Origin of the sequence: Bradyrhizobium sp. SZCCHNR1002 (assembly GCF_032381435.1) — a bacterium.
Lineage (GTDB): Bacteria > Pseudomonadota > Alphaproteobacteria > Rhizobiales > Xanthobacteraceae > Bradyrhizobium > Bradyrhizobium aeschynomenes.
Map to the genome: position 1 here is coordinate 291,973 of NZ_JAUHIS010000002.1, position 15,738 is coordinate 307,710.

The following is a 15,738-nucleotide window of genomic DNA, read 5'->3' on the forward strand; positions in this document are numbered from 1 at the left end:
ATGAATGCGCCGCTCTCCCCGATTCGCCGTCCAATCGAGACCGACACCCCGGTCCCGCCGCAGCCGCCCAAGCGACAGCGCAGCCGGACGCCGCTCATCATCGGACTGCTGGTCGCGTTGGCCGCCGGCGGCGCCGCAGTGATGAAGCTCAAGCGCAACCCGAACGCCGATCTCGTCACCGCGCCGGTCACGATCGGCGACATCGAGCAGACCGTGCTCGCGACCGGCACGTTGAAGCCGGTCAAGCTGGTTGCCGTCGGCGCCCAGGCCTCCGGCCGTCTCGTCGCGCTCAACGTCTGGCTTGGCCAGGAGGTCAAGGCGGGAGACCTGATCGGCGAGATCGACTCGCTCACGCAGCAGAATACGCTGCGCACCAACGAGGCATCCTTGCGCAATGTGCGCGCCCAGCGCGAGGAGAAGCTCGCCACCCTGGCGCTCGCGGAAGCCAATCTCGCCAGACAACAGACGACGCTGGCGCAGAAGGCCTCGTCGCGCGCCGACTACGACAGCGCCGAAGCCACCGTGAAGCAGACCCAGGCGCAGATCGCGCAGCTCGACGCGCAGATCGTCGAGGCCGAGGTCGCGATCGAGACGGCACGCGTGAACCTCGGCTACACCAGAATCACCGCACCGATCGACGGCACCGTGCTGTCGATCGCCACCCAGCAGGGCCAGACCGTGAACGCGGTGCAATCGGCGCCAACCATCGTCGTGCTCGGCCAGGTCCACACGATGACCGTGCGAGTCGAGATCTCCGAGGCCGACGTCGTCAGGGTGAAGCCGGGTCAGAACATCTACTTCACCATCCTCGGCGATCCCGATCATCGCTACGAGGCCAAGCTCGGAACCATCGAGCCGGCGCCGGAATCGATCAAGAGCGATTCGAGCTTCTCCTCGACCTCGACCACGACATCGAGCAGCAGCAGCTCGTCGTCGAGCTCCACCTCCTCGGCGATCTACTACAATGGCGTCTTCAACGTCGCCAATCCCGACGGACGGCTGATGACCTACATGACCGCCGAGGTCCATATCCTGCTCGGCGAGGCCCGCAACGTGCTGACGATCCCGGCGTCGGCGCTCAGCAGCGCCAACGTCGACGGCAGCTATACGATCCGCGTGCTCGACGGCGCGGGCGCGCTCGACCGGCGGACGGTGCGCATCGGCCTGAACAACAAGATCAGGGCCGAGGTGACGTCCGGCCTGCGCGCCGGCGAGCGCGTGGTCATCACCGCCCCCGACCAGGCACCGAAGCAGGCCGTGATGCCGCCGCCGCCCTCGGCCGGAGCCATGTGATGGCCGAGGTGCTGATCGACCTGCAGAACGTCGGCCGGCGCTACGCATCCGGCGAGGGCACCGTTCATGCGCTGCGCGGCGTCGACCTTCAGATTGCCCGCGGCGAGATGGTTGCGATCATCGGCCAGTCCGGGTCCGGGAAATCGACGCTGATGAACATTCTCGGCTGCCTGGACCGTCCGACATCCGGCAGCTACCGGATTGCGGGCCGCGAGATGGGCTCGCTCGATCCCGACGAGCTCGCAGCGCTCAGGCGCGAGCATTTCGGCTTCATCTTCCAGCGCTATCATCTGCTCGGCGAGCTGACGGCGGCCGAGAACGCCGAAGTTCCAGCCGTCTATGCCGGCCTCGGCCCGGCCGCACGCCACAGCAAGGCCGCGGCGCTGCTGCAGCGTCTCGGCATGGGCAGCCGCACCGATCACCGGCCCGGACAGTTGTCCGGCGGCCAGCAGCAGCGGGTGTCGATCGCGCGCGCCCTCGTCAACGATCCGGACGTGATCCTCGCGGACGAGCCGACCGGCGCGCTCGACCGCGCCAGCGGCGAGGAGGTGCTCCGCATCCTCGAGGAGATCAGCGCGTCGGGCCGCACCGTGATCATCGTCACCCATGATGCAGGGGTGGCGCAGCGCGCCCGGCGGATCATCGAGATCGAGGACGGGCGCGTGCTGTCCGACCGGCTCAATGCGCGTGCGCCCGGCGGCGCGGTTGGGGACGCGCCCGCGATGCCCCAGCAACAAACCCGCGCATGGTGGCACGCTCATCTCGATCGCTTCCGCGAGGCGGCCCGGATGGCGCTGCTGGCGATGAATGCGCACCGGCTGCGCGCCTTCCTCACGATGCTCGGCATCATCATCGGCGTCGCCTCGGTCGTTCTGGTGCTGGCGCTCGGCAGCGGCTCGCAGGCGCGGGTGCTCAAGGACATCAACCGGCTCGGCACCAACACGCTGGAGTTCTTTCCCGGCAAGGATTTCGGCGACACCAAGTCGAGCAAGATCAGGACGCTGGTGCTGGCGGACGCCAGGGTGATGGCGCAGCAGCCCTATGTCGACGCAATCTCGCCGACGGTCTCGACCACCAGCACGCTGCGCTATGGCGCCATCGAGGTCAGCGCCCAGGTCTCCGGCGTCGGCGAGCAGTATTTCCGCGTCAAGAACACCGAGCTCGCCGAGGGCAGCTATCTCGATGCCGACACCGTCAGGTCCTATGCCCAGGATGCCGTGATCGACGACAATGCGCGCAAGGCGCTGTTCCCCGATGCCGACATCAGCCCGCTCGGCAGCGTGATCCTGATCGGCAAGGTGCCGTGCCGGATCGTCGGCGTCACCAAGCAGCAGCAGGCCGGGTTCGGCTCCAGCTCGACGCCGATCGTCTATCTGCCCTACACCACCGTGCAGGCCCGCTTCATCGGCAACCAGGTCCTGCGCAGCATCAGCGTCCGCGTCGACGAGGCAACGCCGATGGCGGAGGCCGAGCGCGCTGCGACGGCATTGCTGACGGCGCGGCACAACGCCAAGGACTTCTTCGTCCTCAACACCGACGACATCCGCAAGACCGTCGAGAGCACGACATGGGTGCTGACGCTGCTGGTCGCGGCCATCGCAGTGATCTCGCTCCTGGTCGGCGGCATCGGCGTCATGAACATCATGCTGGTGTCGGTGTCCGAGCGCGTCGGCGAGATCGGCGTGCGCATGGCGGTGGGCGCCCGCCGCAGCGACATCCTGATGCAGTTCCTGATCGAGGCCGTGCTGGTCTGCCTGCTCGGCGGCGCGCTGGGGCTGTCGCTCGCCGTCGGCTTCGGCACCGTCTTCAACGCGCTCGATCTCGGTTTCCAATTGATCTACTCGCCGCTCGCGATGGTCGGCTCCGCCGTGATCTCGATGGCCATCGGCATCGGCTTCGGCTACATGCCCGCCCGCAGCGCGTCGCAGCTCGATCCCGCGACGGCGCTGGCGAGGGAGTAGTTCGTAGGGCATGGATACTGAATAGCAGCGCGGGGCAAGTGCGCGCAGCAGCGGCAGTGCGCTCCCTCTCCCCGTTCTTCACGGGGAGAGGGAGCGCAGCGTCGCTCGGGGACAATGCTGCTCTGTCCTCTGTTAGCTCCGACAACTTCTGACGATCTACTTCCGCGACTGCCTACCGCTTCGCCGCCATCTGCGTGCTCGCCTGCGCGTCCTGCGTCACCGCGCCCTTGTCGACCCATTCCGGCGGGGCGCCGAGGCGGTTGGCGACCATGCCGATGAGGCCTGGATCTCTCCCATACGCCTCGCAGGCGGCGTTCTTCGGCTTGCCGCCGAGCGCGGCGCCGATGCGCTCGATCGAGGGGATCTTGGGCGGCTTGCCGAACGGCGTCTCGCCGGTCACCAGCAGCTGACCGAAATCGGCGCTGAACGAGCCGGCGAGGTCATAGGCGTCGCCGGCCTGCGAGATCACCGGCGAGTTGGTGAACGAGTTGGCTCCCCGCGCCCACACCATCGCGGCCTGCTGTCGTCCCCGGCGGTCGACGGCCTCGGCTTCGAGGGTGAGACTGCCAAGCCCGATCGGCAGACGCGGCACCGGCACGGGAACGCCGAGTGCGCCGGGCACGGCGGAGACGACCTTCGAGGCGCCGGCCGCGACCGGGTCGGTCGCGGCCGCCTGCGTGATGAAGGTACGCGTCGTGAGATCGGCGCGCTCGTTCGGCGCCACCACGGTGAAGCGCTCACTCAAATTGAGGCACAGCGCGCGATCGACGGCATTCGTCACCAATCTTTGCTGCGGTTCGCTGAGCACCGAGCCGACATCGCCTGCGAACGTCGTCGGCATGATGCGCACCGTCGAAGCCGCCAGCACGTTGTCCTTGTTGACGTTGAGCACCGACTTGGCGAGCACGCCGTTCGACTCCGCCAAGGATTGATAGGACTTCAGCGCGCCGCTCTGGGTGATCGGCGCCGAGGCGCATCCGGTGAGACCGAGCGCCGCGCACAGTCCAGCAAGATGCGAAAGCGACAGAGACCTGCGCGACCTGACCAAACGCTCGATGTCGACCATGCCCGGATCGCCTCACGCTGACCGATGTGCGCCGGCTTCGGCGCCGCATGCTTGTCTCCCGACAATCCGGACAGCATGGGGCGGAATGGTGGAGAGATGTCACCGCACACCGCGAACCAAGGAGAGAGTGCGGCAGGATTGGTCGGGTTACGATCGAGGGTTTCAGAATCCGCTGGTGATTGCGGCGATGCCCGCAACCGCCAGGACAGTCCGCCAGCCAGGTGCCGCCAAAGGCCCGAGACCCCTGTTCCATCGGCACCCATCGCCGGTGTTGGACTACGAAATTGTCTGCAGATAGGCCGATTTGTTACTCACTCCGTCATGCCCGGGCTTGACCCGGGCATCCACGTGGTTCCGAGTGCGCAGGACGACGTGGATGGCCGGGCCTTCGCCGCGCCGAAGCGGCTTTCGGCCGCGCCGGCGGGACAAGCCGGCCATGACGACGTGGAAACATATGCGCGAACTCGCGCGATGCTCCTCACCCCGGCAGCTTGTCCAGCGTGATCGGCAGGTCGCGCACGCGCTTGCCGGTGGCGTGATAGACCGCATTCGCAATCGCGGCGGGTACGCCGACGATGCCGATCTCGCCGACGCCCTTGATGCCCATCTTGTTGATGATGCGATCCTCCTCGTCGACGAAGATCACCTGGATGTCGTGAATGTCGGCGTTCACCGGCATGTGATACTCGGCGATGTTGGCGTTCATGATGCGGCCGAAGCGGTGATCGATCTGCGCCTCCTCGTGCAGGGCCATGCCGATGCCCATGACCACGCCGCCCATGATCTGGCTCGATGCGGTCTTGGTGTTGAGGATGCGGCCAGCGGCGACGGCGCTGACGATGCGTGTCACCCTGATGACGCCGAGCTCCTCATCAATATTCACTTCGGCGAAAACAGCCGAGTGGGTGTTGTGGGCGTGCTTGTCGTCGTCCTCGAAATCCGAGCCGCGCTCCTTCTCGATGCGGTCCTTGCCGCCGTGGCGCATGACGTCCGACATCGCCACCGAGCGGCCGCGATCGGCGATCGCGACGATGGCGCCATCGGCCAACGTCACCTCATCGGCCGTCAGCCCCTGCAGCGGGGAATCCAGCATGGTCTGCGCAATCGTCAACAGTTCGGCGCGAATGTCATCGGCCGCATTGACGATGGCGTGCGAGATCGAGGCGGCCGTCCACGAGCCGCCCTCGACCGGCGCCTTCGGCAAGGTCGAATCGCCGAGCTTCACGGTGATGCTGTCGATCGGCACGCCGAGCATCTCGGCGGCGACCTGCGCCATGATGGTGTAGGTGCCGGTGCCGATGTCGGAGGTCGCGCTCGCGACCTCCACGTGACCATTGGCCGTCATCACGATGCGGGTGGCGAACGGCATCTGCATCGCTTCCCAGGCACCGCTCGCCATGCCCCAGCCGACGAGTTCGCGGCCGTCCCGCATCGAGCGAGGCTCGGGACTGCGCTTCGACCAGCCGAACGCATCGGCGCCCTGCTGATAGCACTCCTTCAACCGCTTGCTCGAGAACGGCAGGTCCTTGTCCTGATCGCGATCCGAATAGCAGCGCAGCCGCAGTTCCAACGGATCCATCTTGAGCGCGACGGCAAGCTCGTCCATCGCGCATTCCAGCCCATAGACACCGCTGGCCGCGCCGGGGGCGCGCATGTCGCCGGGCGTCGGCACGTCGAGCTTGGCCAGCCGATGCGTCGCGCGCGAATTGGCCGACGCGTAGAGCACCTCGCCCCAGCCGATGTCGTTGCGCGAGAACGCCTCGTGCTGCGAGGTCATCGCGATCGCCTCGTGCGTCAGCGCTTTCAACGCGCCGTCGCTCGTGGCGCCAAGCGCCAAACGCTCGATGGTCGCCGGGCGATAGCACAGGCCGTACATCTGGGCGCGGCTGAGCACCACGCGCACCGCCCGCTTCAGCTTGAGCGCCGCCATCGCGGCCAGCACCACCTGATATTGCGGGCGCAGGCCGGAGCCGAAGGCGCCGCCGACGAACGGCGACATGACCTGGACATCGCCCTCCTTCAGTTCGAACACGCCGCAGACATAGCGCTGCACGTTCTGCACGCCCTGGGTCTTGTCATAGACCACGAGCTTGCCGCCTTCGCGCCACAGCACGGTGGAGCCGTAGAGCTCCATCGGATTATGGTACTCGATCGGCACGCCATAATCGGCATCGTGGCGCACGGGCGCGCCGGCGAGCGCCTTCGTCGCGTCGCCGCGCGGTTTCACCGGCTTGTCAACCTTGTAGGCCTGCTCGCGCCGGGCATGGAGATCCGTCGCGAACTCCTCCGTGTGATACCTGATGTCGACGAGCGTCGCGGCGAAACGTGCCGTGTCCTCGTCCTCGGCGACGACGAGCGCCACCGGCTGAAAATTGAAATGCACCCTGTCGTCGTAGAGCGGCCGATACGGGGCGCCGTCCTCGGGCGCGACCTCGTCGCGATAGGCCTCATCCTTGTCCGCCATTCGGACCCGGTTGGCGTGAGTGAGCACGTCGATGACGCCCGCGACCGCACGCGCGCGACTGGCGTCGATGCTGACGATCCGGCCTTTCGGAATGGTGGCGCTGACAACGACGCCGAAGGCGAGATCCGGCGCGGCGAACTCGGCCGCATATTTGGCGGCGCCGGTGACCTTGGCGCGACCGTCGACGCGGGAGGTGGCAGTGCCGATGTGAGCTGTCATGAGATCACCGGATGGACTTGGTGGATTGAACCTGCGGCGTGCCATCAGCGGCCTGCGCCAGCGTGCGGATGATGGCGCGGCGCGCGAGCGGGATCTTGAAGGCGTTGTGGGCGAAGCCCTTGGCATCCTTGAGCAGGATGTCAGCGGCGCGGCCGAACGCCTCGTGCCCGGGGGCCTGCCCGCGCAGCGCGTTTTCTGCGGCCTCGTTGCGCCACGGCTTGTGCGCGACTCCGCCGAGCGCCAGACGCGCCTCGCCGATGCGGCCGCCATCGAGCTCCAGCGCAGCCGCGACCGAGACGAGCGCAAAGGCGTAAGACAGACGATCGCGGATCTTGAGATAGCTGTGATGGGCCCCGAAGCCTTGCGGCGGCAGCTCGACGGCCAGGATGATCTCGTCGGCCCGCAGCGTGTTGTCGAGATCGGGACGATCGCCGGGCAGGCGATGGAAATCGGCAAAGGCAATCGCGCGCTCGCCCTGCGCACCCGTCACCTGCACGGTCGCATTCAGCGCGGCCAGCGCCACGCACATGTCAGAAGGATGCGTCGCGATGCAATCGGCGCTGGCGCCGAGAATCGCATGATTGCGGTTGAGGCCGCCGGCCGCAGAGCAGCCCGCGCCGGGCGCCCGCTTGTTGCAGGGCGTCGCGACGTCATAGAAGTAGGCGCAGCGCGTCCGCTGCAGCAGGTTGCCGCCGGTCGAGGCCATGTTGCGCAGCTGCGCCGAGGCGCCGGCGAGGATGGCGCTGGCCAGCAACGGGTAGCGGCTCTCGATGAGCGGGTGATAGGCCAGCGTGCTGTTCGGCACGAGCGCGCCGATCCTCACGCCGCCTGCGCTGGTTTCCTCCACGGCGGTCAGCGGCAGGCGGCTGATGTCGATCAGCCGGCGCGGCTGCTCGACGTGATACTTCATCAGGTCGATCAGGTTGGTGCCGCCGGCGATGAATTTCGCGTCGGGCGTCGCCGTCTTCAGCTTCACAGCCTCGGCGACATCGGTCGCGCGCGCGTAGTCAAAATTGTTCATCGGCCGCCTCCCATCGCCTGCTCGATCGCGCCGACGATGTTCTGATAGGCGCCGCAACGGCAGATGTTGCCGCTCATCAGCTCGCGGATCTCCTCTCTCGTCTTCGCCCTTCCCTCGGCGATCAGGCCGGCGGCCGAGCAGATCTGGCCCGGCGTGCAATAGCCGCATTGAAAGGCATCGTGATCGATGAAGGCCTGCTGCAGCGGATGCAGCTCGTCGCCCTTGGCCAGGCCCTCGATGGTGGTGATCTCCGCGCCGTCCTTCATCACCGCCAGCGTCAGGCACGAGAGCGCGCGGCGGCCATCGATCAGCACCGTGCAGGCGCCGCATTGACCGTGATCGCAGCCCTTCTTGGTGCCGGTGAGATCGAGATGATTGCGCAGGAGGTCGAGCAGCGTGGTCCAGGGCGCCACCGACAGGGTGCGGCTTTCGCCATTGATCTGCAGCGTGACGGACAGCGGGTCAGGTCTGCTCAGGGATGCGGCACTCTCGCGCGACGGGCTCATGCGGGGTCTCCGTTGACGGACCCGCATCAACCCGCGATGGCGCGATTGGTTCTCAGCAATTTTCGGGCGGCGGACAGCGGCCATTGCCGAGCCGCGTGGGAGGCCCGCCGCCTGCCGTATCCATCGATGTCGAATATGGCTCAGGCGGCGCGGCCGAGCCAGGCCCGCATCTTCTGCGCCAGACTGCGCCGGCCACCGCCATCCGGCGCGTCGGTGGCGGCTGTGGCGCCGTCCTGCAGCTCGGCCTCCAAATCGGGATGCGGCGCGTCGGAATGCGGCGTGGCCTCGCTCTGACGGCTGCCCTCGGCGGCCGGCTCCGAGGGCGCGGGGACGAGGGATTTGATCGCGGCCGCCACGGCCTCGATGCGTTCGAGATCAGCCGGCACGCGCTCCGTTGACGGCGCGACCACGGGCTCCGCCTCCGACACCGGCGCGGGCACCTCGGAAGCACCGGACTCCGAGCGATCCAGCTGGGACGTTGCATCGAGCGCGGGCTCGCCTGCGATCTCCGGGATCGCCGCCGGCGAGTCGACCGTAGCAGGCAGCACCGCCGGCGGCTCCGACGACACCGGCTGCGCCACGCGGCTACGGCGGCGCTTGGACGTTGCGGACTTTTCAGCCCTGGCCTTTTCGACGGGTGCTTCTTCGATGACCGGCTTGTGGTCTGCGGCCTTTTCGATCGCTGCCTTCTCGATCGCTGCCTTTTCGACTGCCGCCTTGGGCTCCAGCGCCGGCTTGGCCTTGGCCTTGCGGATCAGACCGGCCAACGCATAGGGCCCGACCGTCTCCAGGAACGTCCTCTCGTGATCGCGCGACAGCCGCTCGACCGCGGCATCGAGCGTCAGCCAGTCGACGGCGCGGACGTCGTCCATCAACGGCTGCGTCTGCGTGCCGGCCGCTTCCATCCGCCAGTAGTGCACGACCTTGGAGCGGGTGCCGGTGTCGTGGACCAGCGTGCCGAGGAATTCGTGCACCGTCACCTTGTGACCGGTCTCCTCCAGCACCTCGCGCTTGGCCGCATCGCGCGGCGTCTCGCCGTCGTCGAGCTTGCCCTTCGGCAGCACCCATTCGTCGCGCTTGCGCAGGCGCACGACCGCGATCCGCGGCGGTTGCTCCCGCCGCAGCACGATGCCGCCTGCCGCCATGATCGGCGCTCTCGCCATCAGCTCTCCCACACCACGGGGTTGCAGCCCGTTGATTCGCCAGTTCAACGCCATGACATGGGCACGCGCAACGGCGAAATCGAGATGCCGATGGTGCCGATGTCACATTCAGCCGGCGGCGACGCGCCTGCGCCACAGTGGCTGGCCGGCGCGGATGCGCGCGCCCTCCGTGATCTCGGGACAGAACGTGAAGTCGCCGGGCGCGAGCAGGATGATGGTCGAGCCGTGCTCGAACCAGCCGAGCTCGTCGCCCTTGCGCACATGATTGTTACAGCTGTAGGCGAGCGGCCGCTCGGTCTGCGCGTTCAATACGCGGTCGAGCGCATGCAGGCGGATGCTCGCGACCAGGATCGCGGCGACCGGGACGATGGTGAATGGCTCGCCTGTGGCGAGACGGGTGCGGATCACGGCGCGCTCGTTCTTGCAGAACAGCCGCTCGACGCGCTTCAGCGCGATCGGATTGACGTTCCAGACGTCGCCATGGATCAGGCTGACATGCTCGAGCGTCATGTCGGCCGGCGCATGGAAGCGGTGATACATGCTCGACGTCAGCCGGATCGTGACGAAGCTGCCGTTGCGATGGGTCTCGACCACGGCGGGATCGGCGACCAGCTCCTTCAGAGAATAAGGTGCCCCCTTGATCTGATACATCTCGCCGTCGCGGATCCTGCCGTGCGCGCCGATGATCCCGTCGGACGGCGTGGTCACAACCGCGGGATCGGGATCGAACGGCCTCAAGCCCGGCTTCAGCTCGCGCGTGAAGCAGGCATGCAGGCTCTTGAAGTGGCTCTCCTTGGCCTCGGACAGGTCGAGATCGGAGAACAGCTTCCACAGCGCGATCGAGGCATCGCGGATGAGCGGATTCTCGAGCTTGGAGAACCAGCCCATGAAGCGGGTCAGCGCCGCCCGCGGCACGCGGTTGGTGAGCAGGAAGTTGAGGTCTTCCTGTTGGGTGACGGAGGCGATCAGGTTTTTGACTGTCATGAATCTGTCAGCAGGTGGGGTTAGCGCTTTTGGACATGATGGAAACCTCGATTCCTTATGTATCGCTCGCCGTTGGCGCTGCCGTGACGGCAGCCGTCGCCCCGAAGGTCAAGGCCCGCATCGAACTGTCGCGCGCCAAGCACCGCTCGCTGGCCGGCCATTCCAAGATGTCCCGCCGGATCTCCAAGCTGATCCCGCGCTACGAGTTCGACATCGACGAGTTCTTCCGCTCCGACGGCGCCCCGCCTGACGTCGCGACCCGGCGCCAGGACGGCTTCTTCCGGCTCGGCGCGCTGTTTCAGGAGAAGTTCGCCAAGAGCCGCGCGCTGACGGCGGAGGCCGCGAGCCGCATCTCCGATCTGCAGTTCACGCAGGCCTACCGGGTGCCGTTCCAGTACAGCAAGCTGGTCAAGGAGCAGCTCGGCGCCGGCTCGTTCATGCAGTCGTCGTCCGGCGTGACCATCACCGATCTCGACGGCAACCAGTTCTACGACCTCACCGGCTCCTACGGCGTCAACATCTTCGGCTACGACTTCTACAAGGAGTGCATCGCCGCTGCCGAGCGGCGCGCGCAGGCGCTCGGCCCGGTGCTCGGCCTGTATCATCCGGTCGTCGCCGACAACGTGAAGCGGCTGACCGAGCTGTCCGGCATGGACGAGGTCTCGTTTCACATGTCCGGCACCGAGGCGGTCATGCAGGCGGTGCGGCTCGCCCGCTACCACACCGGCCGCAGCCATCTGGTGCGCTTCGCCGGCGCCTATCACGGCTGGTGGGGCGACGTGCAGCCCGGCGTCGGCAATCCGATCGCGCCGCACGAGACCTACACTTTGGCCGAGATGTCCGAGCGGACCTTGCACGTGCTGCGCACGCGGCGCGACATCGCCTGCGTGCTGGTCAACCCGCTGCAGGCACTGCATCCGAACGGCAATGCACCGGGCGATTCGGCGCTGGTCGATTCCTCCCGCAAGGGCAACTACGACCGCGCAGCCTACACCGCCTGGCTGAAGCAGCTGCGCGAGGTCTGCACCACCAGCGGGATCGTGCTCTTGTTCGACGAGGTCTTCCTCGGCTTCCGCCTCGCGCCCGGCGGCGCCCAGGAGTATTTCGGCATCACCGCCGACATGGTGACCTACGGCAAGAGCCTCGGCGGCGGCCTGCCGATCGGCGTGGTCTGCGGCAAGAAGGAGCTGATGCGCCGCTTCCGCGACGACCGCCCGGCCGACATCTGCTTCGCGCGCGGCACCTTCAATTCGCACCCTTACGTGATGACGGCGATGGACGAGTTCCTGAGCCGGCTCGACAGCCCGAACTTCCGCGCCATCTATGACGGCCTCGACGACACCTGGAACGGCCGTGCCGCGCAGCTCAATGCGGAGCTCGCCGCCAAGGACCTGCCGGTGCGGGTGTCCAACATGCAGTCGATCTGGCTGATCGAGTACACCGTGCCGTCGCGCTACAATTGGATGCTGCAATATTATCTGCGCGCCGAGGGCCTCGCCCTGAGCTGGGTCGGCACCGGCCGCTTCATCTTCAGCCTGAACTACACCGACGCCGATTTCGCGGAGGTGACGAAGCGCTTCGTCGCCGCAGCCGAAAAGATGCGGCAGGACGGCTGGTGGTGGAACGACGGCACGCTGACCAACAAGGCGATCAAGCGCCGGATCCTGAAGGAAATGCTCGGCGCCATGGTTGGGCGCTGAGGTAACGGCCACCCTCCCCTGGAGGGCAGGGCTATCGCATATGGTCAATCTGAGTGTGTCGCGAAACCGTCTCCACATCGTCATGCCCGGGCTCCGTCCCGGGCATCCACGTCGTTCTCGGCATGCTGGACGACGTGGATGGCCGGGACAAGTCCGGCCATGACGACGCGGAGGGAGATGGGCGCAAAACATCGATCGCCATATGCGATAACTCTTCCCTGGAGGGGGAGGGTCGCCTTACGGGGCGCGCAGCGGCACGTAAGGCGGGGTGGGGTGATCCCTCCACGCAGTTCAGTGCCTGCGGAGAGATCACCCCACCCCGACGCGCGCTTCGCACGCGTCGACCCTCCCCCTCCAGGGGAGGCTGAGATGGGCCGCGTGGCTGCGCGCTCGCTCGATTCCACTGCACAATCCCCCACAAACACCGATGCCCGGGACCAGCCCGGGCACCGCGACATTTCAGACTTCAGACCAGCTCAGGCGTGCTGCTCCTCGAGGCCTTCGCCCATCAGATCCAGACCCGGATCGATCAACTCGCCGCGCAGCAGTGCGATCGGGGCCTTGCGGTACAGCATGAAGTCGTTGAACGGGTCGGTGATGATCTTCGTCATCCAGACGAGGCCGGTCTCGACGTCGCGGATGAAGAACAGGTGGATGGTGCGGAACAGCAGGCCGCCGATGCCGATCACGAGCCACAGCTTGGCGGTCTCGCGGGCGAAATCCGTCGCCGACGTCCAGGGCGTGAGGAAACCGAAGAACGACGGCTGCAGATAGAGGACGACCGGCGCGGCGGCCCAGATCGACATCAGCACGACCTTGCGCTGCAGATTGTAGCCGACCTTGATCTCCTCCTTGTGCTCGTGCGTCGCCTGGTTGACGTGGTCGTAGCCCTTCGGCTCGAAGAAGAAGTGCCCAGCCTGGCGCGAGGTCATCGACACCAGCCAGCCGATCAGCGCCGAGATCAAGGGATCGAACACCATCATCACATAGGCGATCATGAAGCTGACCGCGCTGACGAAGTGCAGGCTCTGATTGATGCGGCTGTGGTGATAGTAGCGATGGTCGTCCCAGCGCTGGATGCGCAGCTGCTCCAGGAAGTGCTTGATCATGGTTGCTCCGAGGACTGAGTTGCAAGGCGTGTAGGGGGATTCGATGTAGGTGATGTGACAACATCGACTTGTCACATCACCGGACACATGAACGCGGAACTTGAGAGACTGCCGGAACGTCACCGCGGCTTCAGGCCGCGGCGGCGGGCTCCATCTTTCGGAAGCGGACCAGCGAGAAGTGTCCCAGCGGCGGAATCAGCCGGCGCTCGACCAGCTCCATGCGCTGCGCACCGGCGAGCCAGCGCATGTAGCGCGACCAGCCGAACTCGGCAGTGCGGAAGCCGAGGCGGCGCACCACCGGCTGCAAGGCCTGCTCGATCACCCGGCGCAGGCCGTCATCGGCACTGACGCGGGTCAGGATGATCAGCTCGCCGCCCGGACGCAGCACGCGGGCGAACTCGTCGAGCGCGACCTCCGGGTTCGGCACGGCAGTGACGACATATTGCGCCATCACCACGTCGAAGGAATCATCAGGGAAATCGAGATTCTCGGCATCCATGACCGCGAGCCCCTCGACATTCTTCAGCCGCTGGTCGGCGACGCGGCGCATCGCCTTGCCGAGCATCGCCTCGGAGATGTCGGTGCCGAACACGCGCACATGCGGTGCATAGAGTGGCAGCGAGATGCCGGTGCCGACGCCGACCTCGAGCACGCGGCCGCCGAGCTTGTTGGTGGCTGAGATCGCAGCCTTGCGGCCTTTCTCGAACACGCCACCGAACACGAGGTCGTAGACCGGCGCCCAGCGGTCATAGGCCTGCTCGACCTGCTCGCGGTCGAAGTCGAGCTCCCGCGCACCGTCGAGCTTCATCGTTTCTGCCATCGTAACATCTCACTACGTTTGGAATGGATGAGGTAACGCAAGGTTCAGCCGCGCACCGCGCTCTGCCCGGCCAGCACCGGCGTCGGACGCACGACGCGAGATGGCTGCAGCACCGCAAGATTGCCGATGAACTGGCGCGCGCTGTTCTCCCAGGAGCGGTCGAGCGCAAACGCGCGGCAGGTTTCCCGCGACATCGTCAGCGCCTTCATGCATGCCGCGCGCAGATCCCAGTCGATGGCGCCGATCGGATGATCGGCAATGACGTCGAGCGGACCGGTCACGGGGAAGGCCGCGACCGGCGTCCCGCAGGCGAGCGATTCCAGCTGCACGACGCCGAACGTATCGGTCAGGCTCGGAAACACGAAGACGTCGGCGGCCGCCATGTGCGCGGTCAGATCCGGGCCGGTCTTCTCGCCGAGAAAATGCGCCGCCGGAAAGCGACGCTCCAGCTCCGCCTTCTGCGGGCCATTGCCGATCACCACCTTCGACCCCGGCAGGTCGAGCGACAGGAAGGCTTCCAGATTCTTCTCGACGGCGACGCGGCCGACGGTCATGAACACCGGACGCGGCAGATCCAGCGCGGCCGGCGCGTCCGGATTGAACAGCTTGGTATCGACGCCCCGTGTCCAGAAGCCGAGCCGCTTGAAGCCGCGCGACGCGAGGTCCTGCTTCAGCGAATTCGTCGCGACCATGGTCATCGCGGCGGCGTCGTGGAAGCGGCGCATCACCCAATAGCCTACGGCATCGGGAATGCCGGTGCGCACGGAGACGTACTCCGGAAAGCGCGTCGTGTAGGATGTCGTGAATGGCAAGCCATGACGCAGGCAGTAGCGGCGCACCGCCCAGCCGATGGTGCCTTCGGTCGCGATATGAATCGCATCCGGCGCCGCCGCCTCGATCCGGCGGGCGATCTCGCGGCCATTGGTCACCGCGAGCCGCAGCCCCGGATAGGTCGGCACCGCGAAGGACGGAAAGCCTTCCGGCGTCAGGAAGGTGATGTCGGCGCCGAGGCCTGCGGCTGCGCGCGACAGCGATGTCAAGGTGCGCACCACGCCATTGACCTGCGGGTGCCAGGCGTCGGTTGCGATTAAGATCCGCATAAGGCGATCCGGAAAGTTGCAGCGATTCTGAACGGCCGCAAATTCCGACATTGTTATTTCAGGCGTGTGACGTCATCGAACTGTCGAAGGCTGTTTTTGCCGTCATCCGCGATTTTCGCAGCGTCTGATCGCCGAACCCGGCACGGGTCTGTCGCGAAACCGTCATGAAACAATCGGTTAAAGCCACGAAACCGTTTTGCACCGGGCGCGCAAACGCACCGAAACTTTTCTCCCCTATGAGTTGCAGCATCGAGGCGCCGCTCGAAGCGCCAAACATGATGACAGGCAACTGATTTCAGATCCGCCGGCGGAGACGATGGCGGCGAGAGCAT

13 protein-coding genes are annotated in these 15,738 nt (G+C 66.5%); 3 read left to right on the top strand and 10 right to left on the bottom strand.

Going from position 1 to position 15,738, the window contains the following annotated elements:
* Together QX108_RS13800 and QX108_RS13805 are read left to right on the top strand one after the other, a co-directional pair.
* Nucleotides 1-1,293, top strand: coding sequence for an efflux RND transporter periplasmic adaptor subunit (locus QX108_RS13800; protein WP_315785611.1), 1,293 nt, complete (start codon nucleotides 1-3; stop codon nucleotides 1,291-1,293).
* Nucleotides 1,293-3,254 (top strand): MacB family efflux pump subunit, encoded by a 1,962-nt coding sequence (locus QX108_RS13805; RefSeq protein WP_315785613.1) that lies wholly within the window; start codon nucleotides 1,293-1,295, stop codon nucleotides 3,252-3,254. The genes QX108_RS13800 and QX108_RS13805 overlap by 1 nt, the downstream gene beginning before the upstream one ends.
* 172 nt (nucleotides 3,255-3,426) lie before the next feature.
* Here QX108_RS13805 and QX108_RS13810 read toward each other — a convergent pair whose 3' ends face one another.
* The 6 genes from QX108_RS13810 to asd form a co-directional block, all read right to left on the bottom strand.
* Nucleotides 3,427-4,320: a DUF3313 domain-containing protein gene (locus tag QX108_RS13810; protein ID WP_315725679.1), complete on the bottom strand. Its 894-nt coding sequence runs from the start codon at nucleotides 4,318-4,320 to the stop codon at nucleotides 3,427-3,429.
* Nucleotides 4,321-4,798: 478 nt separating this feature from the next.
* Complete coding sequence (locus QX108_RS13815) at nucleotides 4,799-7,003, bottom strand: xanthine dehydrogenase family protein molybdopterin-binding subunit (RefSeq protein WP_315799410.1); 2,205 nt, start codon at nucleotides 7,001-7,003, stop codon at nucleotides 4,799-4,801.
* Nucleotides 7,004-7,007: 4 nt separating this feature from the next.
* Nucleotides 7,008-8,024: a xanthine dehydrogenase family protein subunit M gene (locus QX108_RS13820; protein ID WP_315799411.1), complete on the bottom strand. Its 1,017-nt coding sequence runs from the start codon at nucleotides 8,022-8,024 to the stop codon at nucleotides 7,008-7,010.
* Nucleotides 8,021-8,530, bottom strand: a complete 510-nt coding sequence (locus QX108_RS13825; RefSeq protein ID WP_315725674.1) for a (2Fe-2S)-binding protein — start codon at nucleotides 8,528-8,530, stop codon at nucleotides 8,021-8,023. Before QX108_RS13825 ends, QX108_RS13820 begins: the two co-directional genes overlap by 4 nt.
* A gap of 140 nt (nucleotides 8,531-8,670) precedes the next feature.
* Nucleotides 8,671-9,693, bottom strand: a complete 1,023-nt coding sequence (locus QX108_RS13830) for an NUDIX domain-containing protein (RefSeq protein ID WP_315799412.1) — start codon at nucleotides 9,691-9,693, stop codon at nucleotides 8,671-8,673.
* Nucleotides 9,694-9,801: 108 nt separating this feature from the next.
* Complete coding sequence (gene asd, locus QX108_RS13835; protein WP_315799413.1) at nucleotides 9,802-10,677, bottom strand: archaetidylserine decarboxylase; 876 nt, start codon at nucleotides 10,675-10,677, stop codon at nucleotides 9,802-9,804.
* A 38-nt stretch (nucleotides 10,678-10,715) separates the two neighbouring features.
* On the opposite strand from asd, the gene QX108_RS13840 reads away from it, so the two are divergent.
* Nucleotides 10,716-12,377 carry an aminotransferase class III-fold pyridoxal phosphate-dependent enzyme gene (locus QX108_RS13840; protein ID WP_315799582.1) on the top strand — a complete coding sequence of 554 codons (1,662 nt, stop codon included), beginning with the start codon at nucleotides 10,716-10,718 and terminating at the stop codon, nucleotides 12,375-12,377.
* A gap of 476 nt (nucleotides 12,378-12,853) precedes the next feature.
* Here QX108_RS13840 and QX108_RS13845 read toward each other — a convergent pair whose 3' ends face one another.
* From QX108_RS13845 to QX108_RS13860, 4 genes are all read right to left on the bottom strand, one after another.
* Nucleotides 12,854-13,486, bottom strand: coding sequence for a hypothetical protein (locus QX108_RS13845; protein WP_315725668.1), 633 nt, complete (start codon nucleotides 13,484-13,486; stop codon nucleotides 12,854-12,856).
* Nucleotides 13,487-13,616: 130 nt separating this feature from the next.
* Nucleotides 13,617-14,306, bottom strand: coding sequence for a class I SAM-dependent methyltransferase (locus QX108_RS13850; protein ID WP_315799414.1), 690 nt, complete (start codon nucleotides 14,304-14,306; stop codon nucleotides 13,617-13,619).
* Nucleotides 14,307-14,350: 44 nt separating this feature from the next.
* Nucleotides 14,351-15,406 (bottom strand): glycosyltransferase family 1 protein, encoded by a 1,056-nt coding sequence (locus tag QX108_RS13855; protein ID WP_315725664.1) that lies wholly within the window; start codon nucleotides 15,404-15,406, stop codon nucleotides 14,351-14,353.
* 58 nt (nucleotides 15,407-15,464) lie between these two features.
* Complete coding sequence (locus QX108_RS13860) at nucleotides 15,465-15,695, bottom strand: hypothetical protein (protein WP_315799415.1); 231 nt, start codon at nucleotides 15,693-15,695, stop codon at nucleotides 15,465-15,467.
* Between the last annotated feature and the right edge of the window lie 43 nt (nucleotides 15,696-15,738).

What these genes read in the sequence shown, in the direction of transcription:
- QX108_RS13855 (WP_315725664.1), bottom strand. Translation starts at nt 15,406, where the DNA reads ATGCGGATCTTAATCGCAACCGACGCCTGGCACCCGCAGGTCAATGGC.
- QX108_RS13800 (WP_315785611.1), top strand. Translation starts at nt 1, where the DNA reads ATGAATGCGCCGCTCTCCCCGATTCGCCGTCCAATCGAGACCGACACC.
- QX108_RS13815 (WP_315799410.1), bottom strand. Translation starts at nt 7,003, where the DNA reads ATGACAGCTCACATCGGCACTGCCACCTCCCGCGTCGACGGTCGCGCC.
- QX108_RS13820 (WP_315799411.1), bottom strand. Translation starts at nt 8,024, where the DNA reads ATGAACAATTTTGACTACGCGCGCGCGACCGATGTCGCCGAGGCTGTG.
- QX108_RS13805 (WP_315785613.1), top strand. Translation starts at nt 1,293, where the DNA reads ATGGCCGAGGTGCTGATCGACCTGCAGAACGTCGGCCGGCGCTACGCA.
- QX108_RS13830 (WP_315799412.1), bottom strand. Translation starts at nt 9,693, where the DNA reads ATGGCGAGAGCGCCGATCATGGCGGCAGGCGGCATCGTGCTGCGGCGG.
- QX108_RS13810 (WP_315725679.1), bottom strand. Translation starts at nt 4,320, where the DNA reads ATGGTCGACATCGAGCGTTTGGTCAGGTCGCGCAGGTCTCTGTCGCTT.
- QX108_RS13850 (WP_315799414.1), bottom strand. Translation starts at nt 14,306, where the DNA reads ATGGCAGAAACGATGAAGCTCGACGGTGCGCGGGAGCTCGACTTCGAC.
- QX108_RS13825 (WP_315725674.1), bottom strand. Translation starts at nt 8,530, where the DNA reads ATGAGCCCGTCGCGCGAGAGTGCCGCATCCCTGAGCAGACCTGACCCG.
- QX108_RS13845 (WP_315725668.1), bottom strand. Translation starts at nt 13,486, where the DNA reads ATGATCAAGCACTTCCTGGAGCAGCTGCGCATCCAGCGCTGGGACGAC.
- QX108_RS13840 (WP_315799582.1), top strand. Translation starts at nt 10,716, where the DNA reads ATGGAAACCTCGATTCCTTATGTATCGCTCGCCGTTGGCGCTGCCGTG.
- asd (WP_315799413.1), bottom strand. Translation starts at nt 10,677, where the DNA reads ATGACAGTCAAAAACCTGATCGCCTCCGTCACCCAACAGGAAGACCTC.